The following is a 19,554-nucleotide window of genomic DNA, read 5'->3' on the forward strand; positions in this document are numbered from 1 at the left end:
CGCTGCGGATGCTATAGTAGGCCGTCACCGGCCCGAATACCGTCGATTCGCCGGCCGTGTACTCGCCGTCGAAGTAGCCCACGTTCGGGAATTGAATCACCGACGTGGTGGCGCCTTCCACTACCTGGTTCACGTTGTTGGTGCTGGTCCAGGTGGTGGGGATGTAGCGGCCGGGCACGTAGCTGGTCAGGGTGCCGACGGCGTCGGTGTTCAGCATCGTGAAGCTCAGGCTCACGCCGCCGGCCGCAATGGTGCCGAAGTCCACGCTCCGCACTTTCCAGTAGTAGTTCAGGGCGTTGGGGCCGGTCACGAAGGGGTCGCGCACGGCGGCCGGGCTCACGCTCACGCGGCCGTAAGCCTGGGGCGCGGCGTTCAGGGTGATGGTGGCGGGGGTGTATTTGCCAGCCGTGCCCACCGCGAAGGTGAAGCCGTTCACGCCGCCGTAGGTTTTGCGCAGGCCGCCGTCGCTCTGGTTGCCGGCCGTCCGAATCATGCGGGTGGTCGAGAAGCCGCCCGCGCCCGCCACCAGCGCCGTGGGGCTGATGTCGGTCAGCGACAAGCGGTAGATGCCGATGTCGAGCAGGTTGTTGCTGGTCAGCGTGAGGGTGCTGGCCACGCTCTGCTCCGCCACGAGGGTAGCGCCCACCGCGCCGGCTGCCGCCGTCGAGTTCAGCACGAGGTTGCCGAATACACCGCTGCCGGTGCCGCCGATGGTCTGGCTGCCGTTGCCGCTCAGCGTAATGTTGCCCGAGCCGCCCGCGCTGGTGTGCGAGGCCGAGTTGATGATGTTGCCCACCACGCTCAGCACCTTGCCGCCGTCAAACAGCACGCCGTTGAGCAGGCTCAACGTGGCGTTCACGGTGAAGGTCGTGGCCGCGCCATTCAGCTGCAGCGTGCCGGCCGTCTTGTTCATCGTCAGGTTATTGAGGTTGCCCGCGATGGTGCCGCTGTTGGTGAAGAGCTGGTTGTTGGCCCCCGTAAAGAAGGTCGTGTTGGTGGTCGGCGTATAAGTAGTGCCGCTGTTGATGGTGAAGTCGCCCTGCACCGTCACGTTCTGGGTGTTGGCGTCGAGGGTAGGGGAGTTGCCGGTTACCAGCGTCAGGTTGCGCTGCACTACCAGCGGCTGGGCCGTCAGGGTCGCCGCACTACTGTAGGCCGGCGTAACCGTCAGGTTGCCAAACGTGGCCTTGCTCGTGCCACCCGCTACCGGCTTCTGAATGTTCAGGTCCCACAGCGGCGCCGTGCTCAGAATAACAAAGTTGACGTTCGACGAAGGCAGGTTCACCTCAATCACGCCGCCCGAAACGATGGCGTTGTCCGGATTCACGCCGATGTGCAGGCCGCCGCCGTTGGTCGTCACCGGGTTGGCAATGCGAATCGTACCGCCCGTCATCCGGAACGACTGCGTGCGGAACGGCACCGAGAAGCGAGCGTAGTCCGGGTCGCTGCTCGTGCCGATGGCCTCAAACACGCCGCCCGTCATCGTAAAGCTACCCCGGTGGTTAATCGACGTGTTCGAAGGCCGGAACTTGGTCACCGTCGTCGTGCCGCCCTCAATCAGGTATTGCCCGTCTTCGCGAATTACCGCGCCTTCCGAGCCATTGCTCTGGAAAATACCCCCACTGATGCGAAACGAGCCGTAGACTACCAGAGCATTAGAGTTGTTGTTGCGCACGTCGGCGCCCGCCACCCACAGCCCCGGGCTGCTCGACGTGGTGCCGATATCATAGTTGTTGCCCGTGATATTGCTCAGGCGGGGCAGCACAATGTTGGGGCCCAGCTTCAGCGTGCCGCCGCTCAGGATAACCAGGTCGGCCGAGCCGAAATAATTCAGACGGAGGTTGTTGCCGTTGGCCGTGGTGTTCAGAGTAGCGCGGCTGCCCGAGCCTTTGCTCACCTGCAGGCGGCTCAGGTCCGTAGGGCCATTGCACACAAAGTTAGCGTCGGTAGTGCCCGTGAAGCGCAGCAGCACGCGCTCATTGTCGTTCACCCCGTTGTTGTTGTGCAGGTTAATGGTGCCGTTGTTAATCAGGCTGCCACCCACGTTCCAGAGGTGCGCGCCGGTCACACCGGCCGTGATGCCCACCGTGTTACCCACGCCCACGTTCACGTCGCCGTTCACTGTGAAGGTACGGTCGGCGGCCGTCTGGCCGAAGTTCAGCGTTACGCCGCCGCTGCCCGAGCGGGCCAGGCTTAGCGTGCCGCTCACGGTCAGGTTGGCGTCAAGGCGGGCTTCGTAGGCAGTGCTGGTGGTGTTCAGCAGCCGCAGGTTGTTATAAGTGTTTGAGCCCGGTTGGGGCAGCACGCTGGGCGTAGTGGCCCAGTTGTAAAATTCCACCGTGCCCGTGTTCGGGTCGTCAAAATCGTTGGTCGTAACCGCCGGGAAGTACGCCTGCCCGATGCGCAGCGTGCCCTGCCCCGCCAGTCGCGTCAGTGGGTTGGTGAAGCCAAAGGTGCCCAGGTCGAGCGTACCGCCGCGCTGCACCGTGATGGTCAGCCCGGTAATGGTGGTTTCGTTCGCCGTTAACTGAGCTACAAAGCTGTTGGTAATAAATACGTTGTCGCCACTGACTGGCACCCGAGCCCCCACGCTGGTCGAGCCGGTTGGGTCGGTCGTCCAGGTAAAAGCTGCGTTCCAGTTGCCCGAAGTGCCTCCGCCGTTGAAAGTGTATAAGTTACCACTCTGGGCACTAGTGGCAAGACTGCATAAAAACAGTAAAAATAGTAGAAGTGATGTTCTCACGGAGTAGGTAGTTAAGTGAGTAAAATACAATACAAAATTGCGGATTTTTAGCCGGAGTACAAAGAAAATATCGGGCCAAACAAACAGAATGTTCGAAAATCAAGGTTTATTCAGACCCCACAACTGATTATTTAGACCATTTTAATCTTCATGAATTTTATCTAAAATTCAAAAAGTGCAATTTGATGGGCTTTTCTACGCGTAGGGCAAGTTGGATTTTTGTGGCATACGTTCTGGCTTGGTTTAATGGATTTAGTGCCACCATTAGAGCACCAATTTGCTTGCCCCAACGGGGTTTTCTGTATTTTCAGAATAACTTTGCCTGCTAAGTCCGACCGGGTAGCGCCCGGCTCACCCCGTTCTCCCTCGCATGGAAACCTCGATTCCGGAAGTCATTCGCACCGTTCCGCTGCAGTATTACGTCTTTTTCGCCACGGCTCTGTTTGCCATCGGCGTTACGGGCGTGCTCATTCGGCGCAATGCCATCATCATCTTCATGTGCATTGAGTTGATGCTGAATGCTGTCAACGTCCTACTCACCGCTTTCTCGGCCTACCGGGCCGATGCCAATGCGCAGGTGTTCGTGTTCTTCATCATGGCTGTGGCCGCCGCCGAAGTAGCCGTCGGCCTGGGTATTATCGTTATGATTTACCGCAACTTCCAGAATACTGACGTCAACCTGCTTAGCCGCCTTAAATGGTAAATGGATGATTGGGTGAATCGCTTTTCAGCTTGCCTCATTCACCCAATCACCCATTCACCCATTCACCCTCCGAATGGAAACTGTACTTCCCGGCGCCAACGCCCCGTACCCGACGATTTTCTACGTCCTCATTCCGCTACTGCCCTTCCTGGGCTTCCTGCTGAATGGCTTGCTTAATAAGCGCCTCTCCGGCACCGTGGCCGGCCTGCTGGGCAGCGCCACCGTGCTGGGGTCGTTCCTATTGTCGCTCACGCTGTTTTTGAATTTCGAGTACCAGTATACCGTCCAGCTGTTCGACTGGATTTCGGTGGGCTCGCTGCAAATTCCCTTCAGCTACCAGATTGACCAGCTCTCGCTGATTATGCTGCTGCTCGTCACGGGCGTGGGCTTCCTCATCCACGTCTACAGCATCGGCTACATGCACCACGACGAAAACGTGGGCAAGTTCTTTAGTTTTCTGAACTTGTTCGTTTTCAGTATGCTGCTGCTGGTAATGGGCGCCAACTTCGTCATCCTCTTCATCGGCTGGGAAGGCGTGGGGCTGTGCTCCTACCTGCTCATCGGCTTCTGGAACAAGAACACCAGCTACAACAACGCCGCCAAGAAAGCATTCATCATCAACCGCGTGGGTGACCTGGGCTTCCTGCTTGGCATCTTCCTGATTTACCTGACTTTTAACTCGGTGCAGTACGCCGAAGTGTTCCAAAAAGCCAGCCTCGGGCAGTTTGGCACCTACGGCGTGGGCGTGTGCACCTTCATCACCCTGCTGCTGTTCGTGGGCGCGATGGGTAAATCGGCCCAGCTGCCGCTCTACACCTGGCTGCCCGACGCCATGGCCGGCCCTACGCCGGTATCGGCCCTCATCCACGCCGCTACCATGGTAACGGCGGGTATCTACATGGTGTTGCGCTCCAACGTGCTGTTTACCCTCGCGCCGCATACGCTGGAAGTGGTGGCCATTGTGGGCGCCGCCACGGCGCTGTTTGCCGCCACCATTGGCCTGGCGCAGAACGATATTAAGAAGGTACTGGCTTACTCCACGGTGTCGCAGCTGGGCTATATGTTCCTGGCGCTGGGCGTGATGGGTTACACCTCGTCGTTTTTCCACGTACTCACCCACGCCTTCTTCAAAGCCCTGATGTTCCTCGGAGCCGGTTCGGTTATCCACGCCATGAGCAACGAGCAGGACATGCGCCGCATGGGAGGCCTGCGCAAGGCGCTGCCCATCACGTTCATCACTTTCTTCATCGGCTGCCTGGCCATTGCCGGCATCCCGCCTTTCGCCGGCTTCTTCTCGAAAGATGAAATCCTGGCCCACGCCTACGAGCACAACAAAGCGCTGTGGGCTATGGGCCTGTTCACGGCCTTCCTGACAGCATTCTACATGTTCCGCCTGCTGTTTCTCACGTTCTTCGGCGAGTTCCGTGGTACCGAGGAGCAGAAGCACCACCTCCACGAGTCGCCCGCTACCATGACGCTGCCGCTCATCATCCTGGCCGTGCTGGCGGCCGTGGGCGGCTTCATGAATGCGCCGATGTTCCTGGGCAAAGCTTACCTGAGCGACTTCCTGGCCCCGCTCTTCACGTATTCGAAGAAAATCAACCCGGCAGCCTTCGCCGAGCACATCGACCACGGCACCGAGCTGATGCTGATGGGCTTCTCGGTAGCGGCCGGCGTACTGGGCATCATCCTGGCTTACGTCATCTACGTGGCCCGCGCCCAGCGCCCGGCCGAGGAGGACGCCCAGCGCTCGGGCCTCGAAAGCCTGGTGTACCACAAATACTACGTGGATGAGCTCTACGATACACTCTTCGTGCGTTCCATTATGGGCCTGTCGCGCGGCCTCTACCGCTTCGTCGAGCAGGGCGTTATCGACCCCATCGTGAACGGCTTTGGCCGCATCGTCACGGGCGGCGGCCACTTGTTGCGCTACGTGCAGACCGGTGCCGTAGAAACGTATTTGATTCTGATGGTGGTGGGTATTGTGCTGATTCTGGCGCTGAACTTCGGGCAGTTATAAGCGGAGACAACCAAACTCCTTCAAAAAAGTAAAAAAGCTGCCGGGCACTGAGCCGGGCAGCTTTTTTATTTATCCTATGTTTTCCAAACCCACTGCTTTTCTGGCTGCACTAGGCTTGCTGGCCGCCTGTTCTGGCCCCAGCAAAAAGGAAAAAGCCGTCGCCCAAGCCGATACCCCCGCCCAAACTGTCGAAACGCCCGACGCCCAAAGGGTCAAGCTGCCCGCACCCTACGAAACCAAGTCGACCACCAAGCGCGTGAAGGTAATTGGCTGGCCTGCTGGGAAAATGCCGGTAGCCCCCGCCGGCTTTACCGTGACGGAATACGCTGGCAACCTCACCAGCCCGCGCTGGATTTATGTAGGGGGTAATGGCGACGTATTTGTGGCCGAGGCCAATACCTTGCCCAAGGGCACGGCTAAGGAAATTGCGGCCGCCTTGAACCTTGACAAGTCGAAGTCGCTGCGGGCTACCAGCGCCGACCGCATCACGCTGCTGCGCGATGCCGACAAGGACGGCAAGCCCGAAGTACGCGAAGTGTTTCTGGACAAGGCGAACAGCCCCAAGCAGCCCTTCGGCATGTTGCAGCTTAACCAGTATTTCTACGTGGGCGGCACGGCCGAAGTGCGCCGCTACCCCTACGAAACCGGCCAGACCAAGCTCACCAAGCCCGGCCAGAAAATCCTCGATTTGCCCGAAGGTGGCTACAATAATCACTGGACCCGCAACCTGCTGGCGGCCCGCAATAATGCCACGATTTTCGTAACCGTGGGCTCGGGCTCCAATGTGCAGGAACACGGCGCGGAAAATGAGGTGCGCCGCGCCAACGTGCTGCAGATTAATCCCGACGGCTCGGGCGAGAAAATTTATGCCAGCGGCCTGCGCAACCCCATCGGCCTGGGCTTTCAGCCCACTACGGGCCAGCTGTGGACGGTGGTGAATGAACGGGATGAGCTGGGTGACGAGCTGGTGCCGGACTACTTCACCAGCGTGCAGGAAGGCGGTTTCTACGGCTGGCCCTACTCGTATTTCGGTCAGAATATCGACCCGCGCCGCAAAGGTGAGCATCCGGAGCTGGTGGCCAAGGCCATTGTGCCCGACGTGCCGCTGGAGCCCCACGTGGCGGCGCTGGGGCTGGCTTTTTATGACAAAACTGCCTTCCCGACTAAGTACCACAATGGTGCCTTCATCGGCGAGCACGGCTCGTGGAACCGCTCGAAATTCTCGGGCTACAAGGTCATGTTTGTGCCCTTCGCTAACGGCAAGCCCGGGAAGCCGGAAGATTTTCTAACGGGCTTCTTGGTGGGGAATGACGAGGAGGCATATGGCCGGCCGGTGGGCGTGGCTACGTTGCCCGACGGCTCACTGCTGGTGGCCGACGATGCGGGTGGTAAAATTTGGCGGGTGGCGGTGGCGAAGTAAGCCCTCTGTCATGCTGACGAAGGAAGCATCCTTCTACGTTTCAACGACTTGTTGTGGCGTGAGAGGATGCTTCCTTCGTCAGCATGACAGTGTCGGTGGGTAAGGATGCGTTTACTTGCAGCATGAAACAGCTTTTCCAGCTTTGTCTGTGTCTGCTGGTCTTCACTGCCCAGGCGCAAAGCGGCACCACCCTCACCGGCAGCATCCGGGCCGGGGGGCGCGTGCGCGATTACCGGCTGTACGTGCCGCCGAGCTACCAGCCCGGCCGCGCTACGCCGCTGCTGTTTAACCTGCAGTGCTATGGCTCGAATAATCTCAGCCAGGAGCGTTACGGCGACTTTCGCGCCATTGCCGATACGGCGGGCTTTCTGATTGTGCATCCGAATGGCACCATTGACCCGGGCACCAGCTACCTCTACTGGAATGCCTGGAACCAGAGCGGCGGGCCGGATGACGTGGCGTTTCTCGCGGCGCTTTTTGATACGCTGGCCCAGCGCTATACGATGGACCCCGACCGCCTCTACAGCGCCGGCTACAGCAACGGCGGCTTCATGAGCTACGAGCTGGCTTGCCACCTGGGGGCACGCGTGGCGGCCGTGGCCTCGGTGTGCGGCAGCATGGAAACTGGCCAGCCTGGCACCTGCCGGTCGGCGCACCCGATGCCGGTGCTGGAAATCCACGGTACCGGTGATACCAACGTGACCTATACCGGCGGGAGCTGGTTTGTCTCTATCCCCACGGTGCTGAATTACTGGGTGCAGGCGAATGGCTGCAACCCGGTGCCGGTGGTGACGGCGGTGCCCGATATCGACCCCACCGACAACACCACGGCCGAGCACAGCGTGCGGCGCGGCCCGCGCGTGGGGGCGGTGGTGGAGCATTTCCGCGTGCTTAACCGCGGCCACGTGTGGCCGGGTGGACCACCCAGCAGCACCGACGTGGTGAACCGCGACATCAGCGCCAGCCGGGAGGTGTGGCGGTTTCTGCGGCGGTACCGGCTGAGCCGGCTGGGGCTGGTGGCGGTGCCGGCCGGGGGGCCCGCGTCGGTCAGCATTTTTCCTAACCCCGTGGGGGAGGCGGCTACGGTGGTGCTGCGGGCGGGCCCGGGGCTGCGCCCGCCGCAGGTGCGGGCCTACGATGCGCTGGGCCGGGCGGTGCCGCTGGCGGCTACCGCTGGCCCCGGGGGCGCCGTGCAACTGGATGTGCGCAGCTGGCCCGCCGGGGTGTATGGCCTACGCGTGGCCGATGACGCGGCGGGCAGCCGCTGGGTGAGGCTGGTGAAATAAGCCGGGGCCCTAGGCGGTGGGCAGGGTGGCCTGATAGGTGTCGGCGTACTTGAAGTCTTCGAGCCAGTAGTCGGAGCTGATGATGTCGAAAACGACGCTGGTTTCGGTTTGGTCGCTGGGGGTGAGCTGCCAGAGGATGGCGGGGGCTTCGGGGAAGTCGGCTCCGGCTAATTGGGTGTCGAAGAGGCGGTGGAGCAGGGCGCGGTCGGAGAGGCCGGGGGCGAGCAGGCGGAGTAGGGTGGGGGCGGGGTCTTGTTCCAGCAGAGCGAGGTCGGCTGCCTGTTGGGCGGTGATTTTGACCTGGAATTCTACGGCCTGGGGGTGGGGGAATTTGCCGTTGAAGGCGAGGTAGAGGAGCTGGGTGGCGTTGAAAAAGCCCTGGTGAAGCTCCATTTTGGGGTTTTCTTCCCAGAGCTTTTCGGTTTGCATCTGGTGGGCGAGCTGGTCGATTTGGCCGGGGGTGAGCTGCCCGGCGAAGAGGTGGGTGAGGACGACCTGGGCGGCGGCGGCGGGCTCTAAGTCGGTGAGGGCCATATGGGTCATTTCCTGGAGCTCGGCGGGGGGGATGGCTTCGGGCTGGTCGAAGTCGAGGGCGGTGAGCAGGGCGAGGTAGTCGGCGGGCTGCCAGGCGGCGGGCAGGGCGGCGAGGTGCTGGAAGGTGAGGCGTTCGACGGTGAAGGTGGGCATGGGGCGGGGGTGAGGGGAGGCCAAGGGGGCCGGGTGGGTGTACGGGGGCGGGGCGGCGGCGGGTGGAATAGGCTTACCTAAGTGTGCAGCGGGCTTACCTAGGTATCACGGGCCCTTACCTAGGGCCCACGGGCGCTTACCTAGGCATCACGAGCCCTTACCTAGGGCCCACGGAGCCTTACCCAGGCATCACGGAGCCTTACTTGGAAGCCACGGAGGCTTACCTGGTGCCCAAGGCCGCTTACCTACGCGCCACGGGCCTTTACCTGATGCCCACGGGCGCTTACTTGGTGAAAAAAAGAAGGTTTTATACCGACTGCGGGAAGCATAGCGTTGTTTTTTGGAAAACTCTTTATCTTTCCGGTCTTCATTTACTTACCCACCAAAAGTCCTACCCCATAACCATGGATGCTCCCGACACCGCCACCCTCAACAGCGCCGAGCAGGTCGGCATTGATTTGGTCCCGTTTCAGGATTTGATTGACAGTTTTGAACCCCTGAAAGAGGCGCACGAGCAGCGGGGCGACTACGTCACGGCTATTCGTGAAAAGGCCGGGCTGCAGGGGACCGACACGGCCCCCAACGCCACGGGCAAAGACAGCGCCCGCGAGCTGATGGCCCGCTCGGCGGATGCCCTCTCGCAGCGCGCCGTGCCCTACGCGCTGGTGAAGGGCAACCTGGAGCTCAAGCAGAAGCTGAGTTTGTCGTACGCCGACGTGCGCTACGGCGAAGCCGATGAGGACGTGCTGGCCGTGCGCGCCCTGGTGAAGACCGTGCGGGCGCTGCCCGAAGACGTGCGCACGAAGTACTGGCTGACCAAGGAGCTGATTGACGCGCCCGAGGCGGCGGCGAAGGATTTTGAGAAGGCCGACGTGGACAAGACGGCCGCCCACGGCAGCACCCGGCTGGCGACGCTGGAATTGCCGGCGCTATTTACCGGCCTGCGCGGGCAGCTGACAATTATGAAGCAACTGACGGCTAGCCTGGCGACGCAGAAGGACAAGCGGTGGAAGTCGCTGGCAAAGGCGTTTGCCGATGCCAACAAGCGCCGCAAGGTGCTGCCGAAGCAGCAGCGCGATACGTCGAAACCGCGCATCATTCAGCGCTTTGAGGTGCGGCTGGCGGATGGGCAGCCGGCCCGGCTGCTGCGCAAGGTCTACGGGGCGGCGTATACCTTCACGGTGGAAAACCGCAGCGGGCACGACCTGCGCCTGTGGCTGGCCCAGGCCGACGGGTCGCCGACGACGCCGCAGACCTGCCCGGCCGGGCAGGTGACGGTGCTGACGCGGGCGGACATGGGGCCGGAGACGGCGACGTATCTGATGGGGCAGTTTGTGGGGGGCGGCGGCGAGGCTGGGGTGTTGGTAAGGAAGGTGGGGGAGTGAGGGCAAACCGGCAGCAGTGTATCTTCGTTGAGCCTACTCTTGCTGCTACTTCTATGAAACTCCGCGACCGATACCGCCAATTCCGCGACCCTGCGGTGGTGAAAGCCAATATTGTGCGCTCCGTGTATGCCTCGATGGCACTGGAAAACCAGACAGTTTCGGAGGAGCGGCTTAGTGAGCTGTACGACCAGCAGCGGCGCGAAGGCCGCTCAGTCCAGCAGGCGTAGCTGCTGGGTGATTAACTGCTCCAGTTCCTGTAAACCCTGGGTATCTCCAAGCTGAATGGCTTGGAGATACTTTTTTCGGCTGTTGCCAGCGGCCCGTTAGCACAGTGTCAATATGTGGCTTTACCAGCATTCAAGACTGCTGTTAATAAGGCTAAGGACACGTAAATTCATGAGTCTTGGCTTCGGAGAATTCAGGGCTGTTTATTATGTCATCTAAATTAATTTCCAACTCTTCCTTTTCTCTCCCCTTGTTTTCAATAAACATAATTTCAATATTAAATGTTTGGCCAAAATAGTCTCTCAGAATTAAACTTTTGCTTTTGCCCTCTTTAGAAGCTAAAAAAGCAGGATATAGTTGGTACTTTTTAATGTTAATATCGGCATTCGCTTGCTGAGTTACATGCTCAGTATTAAACGCTATTAGAAAAAAGAAATTCACCCTTTTTATGTAAGAGTGCCTCTCGTTGAATATAAAAGGTGTAGCAAAAAGGGAAAGCTTGCTTAAGGAATCCCTTAACTTATCCTCAATCTTTAGTAGTCCGTCATCACCACTTCCATATAGTTTGCTTTTCATCTCTATCAGTATAACATACGCTTCTTTTTTTGAAAATACAATAAGCCCTTTTTCTACCTTACTACATTTTGGTGTATAAAATAATTTATCCTCTATCTCAAAGTCAAACGACCAGATATTTGTTATAGATGATTTTTTAGAAAATGGAATGCCTTCAATATTTATCAATTTAAGATTGCCGGGCTGATTAGCCCTCTTCTCTCTGATTTGATATTCAGAGTCTTCAATTGCTTCAAAAACCCTGAACGTCTGCAAAGCATCCTTAACAAAGTTTCTGTTTTCTAAGAACGGGCTAATCATGCTTATTTTTTAAAGATGAAATCTTGTGACGCAGAAAATCGGAAGTTTCTCGAATCTTGGATTCTTCCTGAACGAAATCTCTGAAATACACCCCATAATCGTCAGGCTTGTATTCGCTAACTTGGCCGTCAGAAAAGAAATAAACCCCATATGCTTTGCTCTTTAGAGCGTTTTCTGTTATATAATCCTTGTTAGGATAATCGGTAGCTTGCAAAGACTGTTTCTCTTTAAGATAAGAGAGAAACATGTTGTTATTGATTGTCTCGGCGACAAGTGGACTATGTGTAGTGATGAGCACTTTATTGGTCCCTCTATTGGCGAAGTTTATTAATATATTAGCGACTTTTATTTGATTTTTTGGATGTAGATTTTCTTCTGGCTCATCAATAATTAAAAAATTGTAATCTGGGGTTGCCCAATATTTGAAATAAAGGTAAAGTAGGCTTAGCTGATTGCTTGAGGAACTTGCTAAATACATATCTATGTCATCGCCTCCGTCTAGTCTTAATTTAAAATCAATGGGTGCGATTCCTTCTTTTTGTGAGAATGTAAGTTGACCTGATATTATCTCTTCCAACTCGAGCAATAAGTCACTATATTGAGTTCGAGCCTGTAATCTAGGTAAAGAGGAAATAGCTTCAATCAATTGGTTTACAGGCTCGGTATGAGGGTACTCACTAATAGCATCTAAGTCTAGTTCATTTGTGTAACGGAACTGTCTTCTAACGGATTGAAATTCCTTCGCCTCGGTGCTGTATATATACTTGAAATAAGATGGGAAGAAAATTCTGTTTGCAGGCAGAAAAAATGGGGTGTGGTGAAATCGGAATAAAGTTTCCTGTATAGTGAAATCTACTATATCAGTTACTGACTCTTTAAGATTGCCAAGCATCGCACTCGTTAATGTGAATTTTAGCGAACCAAATATTTTGCTGTTAGGGGCGTCAATGAATGGGGTTTCACTCAAAATAAAATTCGCTTCACCTGATTTTTTTTCGAGGATATATTGATTGCTAGTTTTGTCTTGAAAGCTTTTTCCAAATAAGACTTTGTGTCTTGATTTTAACCACTCTTTTTCGTAATCACCTGTCAAGGTGATTCTAGCTTTCTTAAAAGCTGGATTGTCAGGAGATACATTAAAGATATTGCTTAAACCTAGGCTTAGGTTTTTACTGTAATCCGAAGCCACCTGAGAAATCTTCTCTGTGGTAATAGGTACCTCAATATTATTTCCTGCGAAATCGGGAAAGCTTATAGGAGTAGATTTTGTGTTATGAATATATCTCCTTCTTTGAGTGGCATACAAAGACCACAATGCATAAGATGCGTATGTTTTTCCACTATTGTTGTATCCAACAAATACATAAAAACGTTTATCTAAACTGATGTTAGCTTTGGCGATAGGGCCGATTCGGTTCAGTATAACATTCATGATTAGGCTTGGATATTCTCTGCAAAGGTAGTATGAACTTACACTTGAAAAAAGTTCTCATCTAGACTCTTCAACAGAACAGCCTTCGCGTCATTTTGTCTTTTGCTCAAACTCTGTAAGGCACATAATAAAGCCAAAAAGTCCGAAACTCCCCTCTCGCACCCCATTTGCTACGCCCTGCGTAGAACCCTTCGCCCACCGCGAAGCACCCACCAAGCACTTAGCAACCAATGGACTTTAAAAATTTCACCATCAAGGCGCAGGAGGCCGTGCAGAAAGCCACGGAGCTGGCCGGCGCCAACCAGCAGCAGGCCATCGAGACGGGGCACCTGCTGAAGGGCCTGTTTCAGACCGACGAGAGCGTGCTGCCCTTCCTGGCCAAGAAGCTGGGCGTGAACCAGGCGCTGCTCACGCAGCGGCTCGATGCCCTGGTGGCCGGGTACCCGCGCGTGAGCGGCGGCTCGCCCTACCTCGCCAACGACGCCGCGGCCGCCGTGCAGCGCGCTAATGCGGCCATGAAGAGCATGGGCGACGAGTTTGTGGCCGTGGAACACCTGCTGCTGGGGCTGCTCGGCGGCAAGGACGCGGCCGCCACGCTGCTCAAGGACGTGGGCTTTACCGAGAAGGACTTGCAGGCCGCCATCCAGGAGCTGCGCGGCGGGCGCAAGGTGACCAGCCAGAGCGCCGAAGACCAGTACCAGAGCCTCAACCGCTACGCCATCAACCTGAACGAGCGGGTGAAAACCGGCAAGATGGACCCCGTGATTGGGCGCGACGAGGAAATCCGCCGGGTGCTGCAGATACTGAGCCGCCGCACCAAGAACAACCCCGTGCTGCTGGGCGAGCCCGGCGTGGGCAAAACCGCCATCGCCGAGGGCCTGGCCCAGCGCATCGTGGCCGGCGACGTGCCCGAGAACCTCAAGGACAAAACCCTGATGAGCCTCGACCTGGGTTTGCTCGTGGCCGGGGCCAAGTACAAGGGCGAGTTTGAGGAGCGCCTCAAGGCCGTGATTAAGGAAGTGACCGACTCGGAGGGCCAGATTGTGCTCTTCATCGACGAAATCCACACCCTGATTGGGGCCGGCGGGGGCGGGGAGGGCGCCATGGACGCGGCCAACCTGCTCAAGCCCGCCCTGGCGCGGGGCGAGTTGCACGCCATCGGGGCCACCACGCTCAAGGAGTACCAGAAGTACATCGAGAAAGACAAGGCCCTGGAGCGCCGCTTCCAGGCCGTGCTGGTGGACGAGCCGAGCGTGCCCGACGCCATCAGCATCCTGCGCGGCATCAAGGAGAAGTATGAGCTGCACCACGGCGTGCGCATCACCGACGACGCCGTGATTGCGGCCGTGGAGCTGAGCAGCCGCTACATCACCGACCGGTTTTTGCCCGACAAGGCTATCGACCTGATGGACGAGGCGGCGGCCAAGCTGCGCATCGAGCTGAACTCCATGCCCGTGGAGCTGGACGAGGTACAGCGCCGCATCATGCAGCTGGAGATTGAGCGCGAGGCCATCCGGCGCGAGGAAAACCACGACCGCGAGGCCGTGCTGAGCAAGGATTTGGCCGAGCTGAACGAGCGCCGCGACGCCCTGAAGGCCAAGTGGGAAGGCGAGAAGTCGGTGCTGACCGGCATCCAGACCGAGAAGGAAAACATCGAGCGCTTCAAAACCGAAGCCGAGCAGGCCGAGCGCCAGGGCGATTACGGTCGGGTGGCGGAATTGCGCTACGGTAAAATCCAGGAAGCCGAGCAGAAGCTGAAAACTCTGCAGGATGAGGCCAACGCCAATAAGGACGGCGGCGGCATGCTCCAGGAAGTGGTGACCAGCGAGGACATTGCCGAGGTGGTGGCCAAGTGGACCGGCATCCCGGTGAGCAAGATGCTGCAATCGGACCGCGACAAGCTGCTGGCCCTCGAAGCCGAGCTGGGCAAACGAGTAGCAGGGCAGGCCGAGGCCATCGCGGCCATCTCGGATGCCGTGCGCCGCTCCCGCGCCGGCTTGCAGGACCCCAAGCGGCCCATCGGCTCGTTTATTTTCCTGGGTACGACGGGCGTGGGTAAGACGGAATTGGCCAAGGCCCTGGCCGAGTACCTCTTCAACGACGAGAATGCGATGGTGCGCATCGACATGAGCGAGTTCCAGGAGCGGCACGCGGTGTCGCGGCTCATCGGGGCGCCTCCCGGCTACGTGGGCTACGACGAGGGCGGGCAGCTCACGGAGGCCGTGCGCCGCAAGCCCTACTCGGTGGTGCTGCTCGATGAGATTGAGAAAGCCCACCCCGACGTGTTCAACATCCTGCTACAGGTGCTGGATGACGGCCGCCTCACCGACAACAAGGGCCGGGTGGCGAACTTCAAGAACACCATCATCATCATGACCTCGAACACGGGGGCCGACATCATTCAGCGCAATTTCAAGGAGCTGAACGAATACAACCACGACGAAGTGGTGGACCGCACCCGCGACGAAGTGGTGGAGCGCCTCAAGCAGCACATGCGCCCCGAGTTCCTTAACCGGATTGACGAAATCGTGATGTTCCAGCCGCTCAAGCGCCGCGAAATCCGCCGCATCGTGGACATCCAGTTCCGGCAGATTCAGCAGCGGCTGCGCGAGGCCGGCATCAGCCTGGAGGCGACCGACGAGGTGCTCGACTTCCTGGGCGAGCAGGGCTTCGACCCACAGTTCGGGGCCCGGCCGCTGAAGCGGGTGCTGCAGCGGTTGGTGCTGAATGAGCTTTCCAAGGAGATTCTATCCGGGAATGTGAGCAAGGATACCGTGGTGGAAGCGGTGCTGGAAGATGGGGTGGTGCGGTTTGAGAATGTAGAGATGCCGGCGGTGTAATTCCGTTTGGTTTTGAATGGGAAAGCTCCGCTGGCGTTTAGCTGGCGGGGCTTTTTCTGTGGAAGTGTCTCTGCCGATTTGGTGGCAACAGGCCGGCTTGCATACATTTGGCTTTCTCCTTCGCTGCTAGCTGTATGAATGCCGACGACCTTCCCCCCGCTGACGCCCCCGACGATGCGGCGCTGCCCCCGCTGCCCGAGGTAACCCCCTATGCCTTCCTGCAGGAGCGCGCCGACGAAGAGCAGGCACAGGCCCGGCAGGTGGATGCTTTTATCGACGACCTGCGCACCAACCCGCGCTACCGCCCCTGGCTGGAGCAGTTTCACCCCGACAGCATCGGCGACTTTATCCGCCACTACGCGCTGGAGAAGGGGCGGGTGCTGCGCTACGGCGACAGCTCGACGCGCTGGCTGCAGGAGCGCATCACCGAATACACCGATGCCGCTTACGAGCGGCTGTGGGATATTCAGCAGAAGAAACTGTTTGACTTGCAGTGCCGCTGGCGGGCCGAGCAGGTGACTGTGCCGGGCATCGACGTGAGCGCCGAATTTGAAGATTGGGGCAGCGACAGCTTCATCTACCGTTGTCCGTTTCTGGAGCCCATCACGGCTGAGGAGTTTGAGCTGTACTGCCAGTTCGTGGCCACTACTACCGACTTTGAGGATGATGTGGAAGGTAACGACTTCGTTGACTGGCAGAATTACGAGGAATACCGGGACGAGTACCTCGATAAAACCGACGGGGGCATGACCATGCCCGAGTGGTACCATTTCCATAACGCCCGGTGCGGCACGGCAGTGCTCATGAGCCTGCCCGATGTGCGCGGGACCAAGGAAGAGCGGTACTTGAAGGTTGCGCGGGAGGCCTTTCGGGCCAAGCGGGAAAAAGCCCGGGCCGAGCACGCGGCCGCCCAGGCGGCCACTCCGCCCGACCCCCGCCCGCGCCTGAGCTACGCCGAGCAGGACGCCCGCACCCTGGAATTTGCCGCGCAGTTTGAGCCGGGGAAGGTGCAGCGCCTGTTTGCCGCCTACCAGCAGGCCAACAAAAACCACAACGTGAGCGGCCTCGAAGAAGCCCTCGAAACCCTGCAGAATGCCCACGAAGACCTGATTCCTATCGAGGCGCACGCCGACTGGCGGCAGGCCATCCTGCGCGCGGCGGCCAACTACCGCCGCCAGCGCCTGCTGGAGGCCCTGCCGGTGGTGTACGACGAATACCTGACGCGGCAACGCCTGGGCATTGCCCACCCGCCGCTCACGGAGTACGAGTCGAAGTTCCGGGCCGCGAAATTCATGAAAAAGCAAATTCTGAAAGGCCGGCGGCTGCTGGGCGAACCCGAAGATTTCGATTTTTGAGCGAGCCTGCCCCACGCGAAGAAGCCCCGCCGGCACCAGGCCAGCGGGGCTTTTTAAGGCTAAAAGCTACCTACTGCGGCGGCTTCACCGGGCTCTCGCCGTCGGGGTTGCCGGGCGCGCTCTGGCGCACGTAGTCGTCGTAGCGGGCGGAGTCGGTGCCCCGAAACTTGCGCTGACACTTGCCCTGGATGCGCGTGATTTCGTCGTTGAGCGGGTTGTGGGCACGCACGCGGGCCTGGGCGTTGAGCGAGCGCTGCTCCTGCAGCCGGGTGCGCTGGTCGAGCACGTCCACCAGCGCCTGACGGGCCGGGCCGATGGCGGCCAGCTTGTCCAGGGTGAGGCCCTCGCGCACCACGTCGGCATCGGTGAGCAGGCGGGTGCCGGCGGCGTGGCAGTCGGTGGCGGCGCGCAGCAGCTCGGCGTCGTTCTTGCCCTCCAAATCGACGATGCCCAGGGCCCGGTAGCGGGGCGATTTCAGCCCGTACACGTCGATGACCGGCCCGGCCACGGCCCGGATGGCGTCCTGCAGGGTGTTCACGGCCGCGTCGCGCACCTGGGTTTCGGCGGCCTGGGTGGCTTCGTCCACCGTGTCGGAAGGCAGCAGTTCAAAGGCTTTGATATCCTTTTCGAGCTTATCGAGACGGTCGGCGTCCACGCCGTCGTCGGTGAGCAGGGGCAGGTCGCGGCGGGCGGCCACGAGCAGGCGGCGGCCATCGGCCACCAGGTCGGCATCAGAAATGCCGGATTGCCGGGTTTTGGGTTCGTTAGGAGTAGGCATTGCGTTAAGGTTTAGGAGGTGAGAGATGAAAACTGTGCCCAAACATACGACAAGCCCGGCTATTTACAACCGCCTTATCTCGAATAGTGTAAAAGAAATGCGATGTAACAAGCGACAAGAGCGAAAATCGTCGCTTCGGGTGCTACAGTGGAGGACAGTTGTGCCATCGACCCGGCCCGGGCTTGTGAAGTCGCATCTGCTCGTGCGAAAGAAGAAAACAGCCTTCCTAAAGTAGTAACCGGGCCTGCTAAACACATCGGCAGCCCTACTAAACACGTTTTCATGACAATACGGTAGTCGGCAACCGGGGTCGGCGAGTGTTTTGCTGCCACAATGGCAGGTTTTGGCCCCGCTGCTGCCCGGGTAGTTGCCTAGTCGTAGGGTTGCAGGTCCTTTTTGCGGAGGTGGCGCCGGATGGCTTTGGGCAGGGGCTGGCCGGCGCGGTAGTTGCGCTCGGCTTCGTCCTGCTTTTCTTCACTGTAAGCCGTGAAGTGGTACAGGCTGATGGCCAGTGGCAGCACAATGCCCACGCCGGCCCCTACCGCCAGCCCGCCGGCCGTGACCGGGCGGCTGTTGGCGGTGCTGGTGCCCAGGGCCAGCCGGGCCAGCGCCAGCGTGCCGCCGGTGCCGCCCGCGTAGGCCCAGGCCTTGCCGTTGCGCTGGTGGCGCTCAAACAGCCGCGTGATGGCGCGCAAGGTGTCGGCGCGGGCTTTTTCCTGCCGCTGCTCGGGGCTAAGGGCCGCCAGCACCGGCGGTGGGGCAATGCCTTCGGCCAGCAGCGGGTTGTAGTCGGAAGCGGCGCCTTTCACCACTTCAAACTTCCCTCGCAGGCGGCGCAGCACGCTGGGGCGCAGGTGGCCGGTAGCGGCCAGCTCGCGCAGCACCCGCCGCTCGCGGCCCCGCCGAAACTGAATGGTTTTGTTGAGTCCGATGAGCAGAAAGCCCGAGCTGATGACCACGCCGGGCGTCCACACGCCGGCGCTGGTACTTTGCAAAGCGGGGAGGGTAGAGCCCGCCACGCCCGCCGTGCCCAGGGCCAGCCAGCCCACGCCGCCCCCGCGCCGGCTTTTGAAGAGTCGCCGCACGGCGCGGGCGGTATCAGCGCGGGTCATGTTTTCGTAGCCCAGCGTCCGGGCCGGCGGGAGCGGGGCGGGCGTCGTTTGGGCCATGGCCCGGCTGGTAGCGGCCAGCAGCAGCGCCAGGCACAGCAATCGAAATGAAAAAAGCATCTGAAATCGGCCGGGCTATTTCTTGAAATCCTCCCGCGTAAGCCGCCGGGCCATGGCGCGGGGCAGCGGCTGGCCGCTGCGGTAAGCGCGGTCCACTTCGTTTTCCTTTTTCTCGCTGAAGCGCGCCAGCTTGCCAATGCCGATGGCCGCTGGCAGGGCCACAAAGCCCAGGCCCACCACGGCCACGGCCCCGCCATCGACCTCGCTGCTGGTCTGCACGCCGTTGACGGTGGTAGTATTCGGGTTAGCCACCACGCGTAGCAGCGCCAGAATGCCGCCCGCCCCGATGCCCACCCACACCTTGCCCCCGCGCCGCCGCCGCTCAAACAAGCTGGTGAGGGCTCCCAGCGTATCGCGGCGACCCTGCGTCAGTTCGAAGGGGGCGGGTGGGGTAGCGGCCGGGGCGGCGGGGGCTACCGGGGCCGTCTGGGCGTGCGCAGCCACTGACAATAGACCGCACAGAAGGACGAGTAAGCGTTTGAACATAAAAAGAAGCAGGTGGAAAATACGGGCAAAGGTAACGGCCGCGCCCACCCGCTGGTATGCCCGCCGCAACGGTTACCCATAAAATCCCG

General features: G+C 59.3%; 15 protein-coding genes. 8 read left to right on the top strand and 7 right to left on the bottom strand.

The annotated features are described in order from the left end of the window. The coding region (locus tag Q5H93_RS20925) for a beta strand repeat-containing protein (protein WP_305008655.1) at window positions 1-2,743 on the bottom strand (2,743 nt) is incomplete at its 3' end. A gap of 370 nt (window positions 2,744-3,113) precedes the next feature. Here Q5H93_RS20925 and nuoK point away from each other — a divergent pair. From nuoK to Q5H93_RS20945, 4 genes are all read left to right on the top strand, one after another. Next, window positions 3,114-3,446, top strand: coding sequence for an NADH-quinone oxidoreductase subunit NuoK (nuoK, locus tag Q5H93_RS20930; protein WP_305008656.1), 333 nt, complete (start codon window positions 3,114-3,116; stop codon window positions 3,444-3,446). Between the two features lie 73 nt (window positions 3,447-3,519). Further along, window positions 3,520-5,466, top strand: a complete 1,947-nt coding sequence (gene nuoL / locus Q5H93_RS20935; protein ID WP_305008657.1) for an NADH-quinone oxidoreductase subunit L — start codon at window positions 3,520-3,522, stop codon at window positions 5,464-5,466. A 76-nt stretch (window positions 5,467-5,542) separates the two neighbouring features. Next, window positions 5,543-6,886, top strand: coding sequence for a PQQ-dependent sugar dehydrogenase (locus Q5H93_RS20940; protein ID WP_305008658.1), 1,344 nt, complete (start codon window positions 5,543-5,545; stop codon window positions 6,884-6,886). 122 nt (window positions 6,887-7,008) lie between these two features. Beyond that, window positions 7,009-8,172 (top strand): prolyl oligopeptidase family serine peptidase, encoded by a 1,164-nt coding sequence (locus Q5H93_RS20945; RefSeq protein ID WP_305008659.1) that lies wholly within the window; start codon window positions 7,009-7,011, stop codon window positions 8,170-8,172. Between the two features lie 9 nt (window positions 8,173-8,181). Here the strand turns inward: Q5H93_RS20945 and Q5H93_RS20950 are convergent, their stop codons facing one another. After that, window positions 8,182-8,859, bottom strand: a complete 678-nt coding sequence (locus tag Q5H93_RS20950; protein WP_305008660.1) for a hypothetical protein — start codon at window positions 8,857-8,859, stop codon at window positions 8,182-8,184. A 404-nt stretch (window positions 8,860-9,263) separates the two neighbouring features. Here Q5H93_RS20950 and Q5H93_RS20955 point away from each other — a divergent pair, with 404 nt between their 5' ends. Both Q5H93_RS20955 and Q5H93_RS20960 read left to right on the top strand, forming a co-directional pair. Beyond that, complete coding sequence (locus tag Q5H93_RS20955) at window positions 9,264-10,244, top strand: hypothetical protein (protein WP_305008661.1); 981 nt, start codon at window positions 9,264-9,266, stop codon at window positions 10,242-10,244. Between the two features lie 53 nt (window positions 10,245-10,297). Next, window positions 10,298-10,471 carry a hypothetical protein gene (locus Q5H93_RS20960; RefSeq protein ID WP_305008662.1) on the top strand — a complete coding sequence of 58 codons (174 nt, stop codon included), beginning with the start codon at window positions 10,298-10,300 and terminating at the stop codon, window positions 10,469-10,471. 151 nt (window positions 10,472-10,622) lie between these two features. Here Q5H93_RS20960 and Q5H93_RS20965 read toward each other — a convergent pair whose 3' ends face one another. Together Q5H93_RS20965 and Q5H93_RS20970 are read right to left on the bottom strand one after the other, a co-directional pair. Then, window positions 10,623-11,345, bottom strand: a complete 723-nt coding sequence (locus Q5H93_RS20965) for a hypothetical protein (RefSeq protein WP_305008663.1) — start codon at window positions 11,343-11,345, stop codon at window positions 10,623-10,625. Next, window positions 11,338-12,777: an AAA family ATPase gene (locus Q5H93_RS20970; RefSeq protein WP_305008664.1), complete on the bottom strand. Its 1,440-nt coding sequence runs from the start codon at window positions 12,775-12,777 to the stop codon at window positions 11,338-11,340. Before Q5H93_RS20970 ends, Q5H93_RS20965 begins: the two co-directional genes overlap by 8 nt. A 230-nt stretch (window positions 12,778-13,007) precedes the next feature. Between Q5H93_RS20970 and clpB the strand changes: the two genes are divergently transcribed. Together clpB and Q5H93_RS20980 are read left to right on the top strand one after the other, a co-directional pair. Then, window positions 13,008-15,617: an ATP-dependent chaperone ClpB gene (gene clpB / locus Q5H93_RS20975; RefSeq protein WP_305008665.1), complete on the top strand. Its 2,610-nt coding sequence runs from the start codon at window positions 13,008-13,010 to the stop codon at window positions 15,615-15,617. Window positions 15,618-15,751: 134 nt separating this feature from the next. After that, a complete protein-coding gene (locus Q5H93_RS20980; protein ID WP_305008666.1) occupies window positions 15,752-16,972 on the top strand; it encodes a hypothetical protein in 1,221 nt (406 codons plus the stop codon). A gap of 70 nt (window positions 16,973-17,042) precedes the next feature. Here Q5H93_RS20980 and Q5H93_RS20985 read toward each other — a convergent pair whose 3' ends face one another. The 3 genes from Q5H93_RS20985 to Q5H93_RS20995 all read right to left on the bottom strand — a co-directional run bounded on the left by Q5H93_RS20985 (window position 17,043) and on the right by Q5H93_RS20995 (window position 19,465). Further along, window positions 17,043-17,750 (bottom strand): hypothetical protein, encoded by a 708-nt coding sequence (locus tag Q5H93_RS20985; protein WP_305008667.1) that lies wholly within the window; start codon window positions 17,748-17,750, stop codon window positions 17,043-17,045. Window positions 17,751-18,121: 371 nt separating this feature from the next. Beyond that, the gene (locus Q5H93_RS20990; protein ID WP_305008668.1) at window positions 18,122-18,979 is read right to left on the bottom strand and encodes a hypothetical protein; all 858 of its coding nucleotides are present in this window, start codon (window positions 18,977-18,979) and stop codon (window positions 18,122-18,124) included. 15 nt (window positions 18,980-18,994) lie between these two features. Then, entirely contained in the window at window positions 18,995-19,465 is a 471-nt protein-coding gene (locus Q5H93_RS20995) for a hypothetical protein (RefSeq protein ID WP_305008669.1), read from the bottom strand. Between the last annotated feature and the right edge of the window lie 89 nt (window positions 19,466-19,554).

The sequence above is a fragment of the Hymenobacter aranciens genome (assembly GCF_030580865.1).
Taxonomy (GTDB): Bacteria; Bacteroidota; Bacteroidia; order Cytophagales; family Hymenobacteraceae; genus Hymenobacter; species Hymenobacter aranciens.

Excerpts from the sequence above, each read along its gene's own strand:
- nuoK (WP_305008656.1), top strand. The coding sequence starts at position 3,114 with ATGGAAACCTCGATTCCGGAAGTCATTCGCACCGTTCCGCTGCAGTAT.
- nuoL (WP_305008657.1), top strand. The coding sequence starts at position 3,520 with ATGGAAACTGTACTTCCCGGCGCCAACGCCCCGTACCCGACGATTTTC.
- Q5H93_RS20940 (WP_305008658.1), top strand. The coding sequence starts at position 5,543 with ATGTTTTCCAAACCCACTGCTTTTCTGGCTGCACTAGGCTTGCTGGCC.
- Q5H93_RS20945 (WP_305008659.1), top strand. The coding sequence starts at position 7,009 with ATGAAACAGCTTTTCCAGCTTTGTCTGTGTCTGCTGGTCTTCACTGCC.
- Q5H93_RS20950 (WP_305008660.1), bottom strand. The coding sequence starts at position 8,859 with ATGCCCACCTTCACCGTCGAACGCCTCACCTTCCAGCACCTCGCCGCC.
- Q5H93_RS20955 (WP_305008661.1), top strand. The coding sequence starts at position 9,264 with ATGGATGCTCCCGACACCGCCACCCTCAACAGCGCCGAGCAGGTCGGC.
- Q5H93_RS20960 (WP_305008662.1), top strand. The coding sequence starts at position 10,298 with ATGAAACTCCGCGACCGATACCGCCAATTCCGCGACCCTGCGGTGGTG.
- Q5H93_RS20965 (WP_305008663.1), bottom strand. The coding sequence starts at position 11,345 with ATGATTAGCCCGTTCTTAGAAAACAGAAACTTTGTTAAGGATGCTTTG.
- Q5H93_RS20970 (WP_305008664.1), bottom strand. The coding sequence starts at position 12,777 with ATGAATGTTATACTGAACCGAATCGGCCCTATCGCCAAAGCTAACATC.
- clpB (WP_305008665.1), top strand. The coding sequence starts at position 13,008 with ATGGACTTTAAAAATTTCACCATCAAGGCGCAGGAGGCCGTGCAGAAA.
- Q5H93_RS20980 (WP_305008666.1), top strand. The coding sequence starts at position 15,752 with ATGAATGCCGACGACCTTCCCCCCGCTGACGCCCCCGACGATGCGGCG.
- Q5H93_RS20985 (WP_305008667.1), bottom strand. The coding sequence starts at position 17,750 with ATGCCTACTCCTAACGAACCCAAAACCCGGCAATCCGGCATTTCTGAT.
- Q5H93_RS20990 (WP_305008668.1), bottom strand. The coding sequence starts at position 18,979 with ATGCTTTTTTCATTTCGATTGCTGTGCCTGGCGCTGCTGCTGGCCGCT.
- Q5H93_RS20995 (WP_305008669.1), bottom strand. The coding sequence starts at position 19,465 with ATGTTCAAACGCTTACTCGTCCTTCTGTGCGGTCTATTGTCAGTGGCT.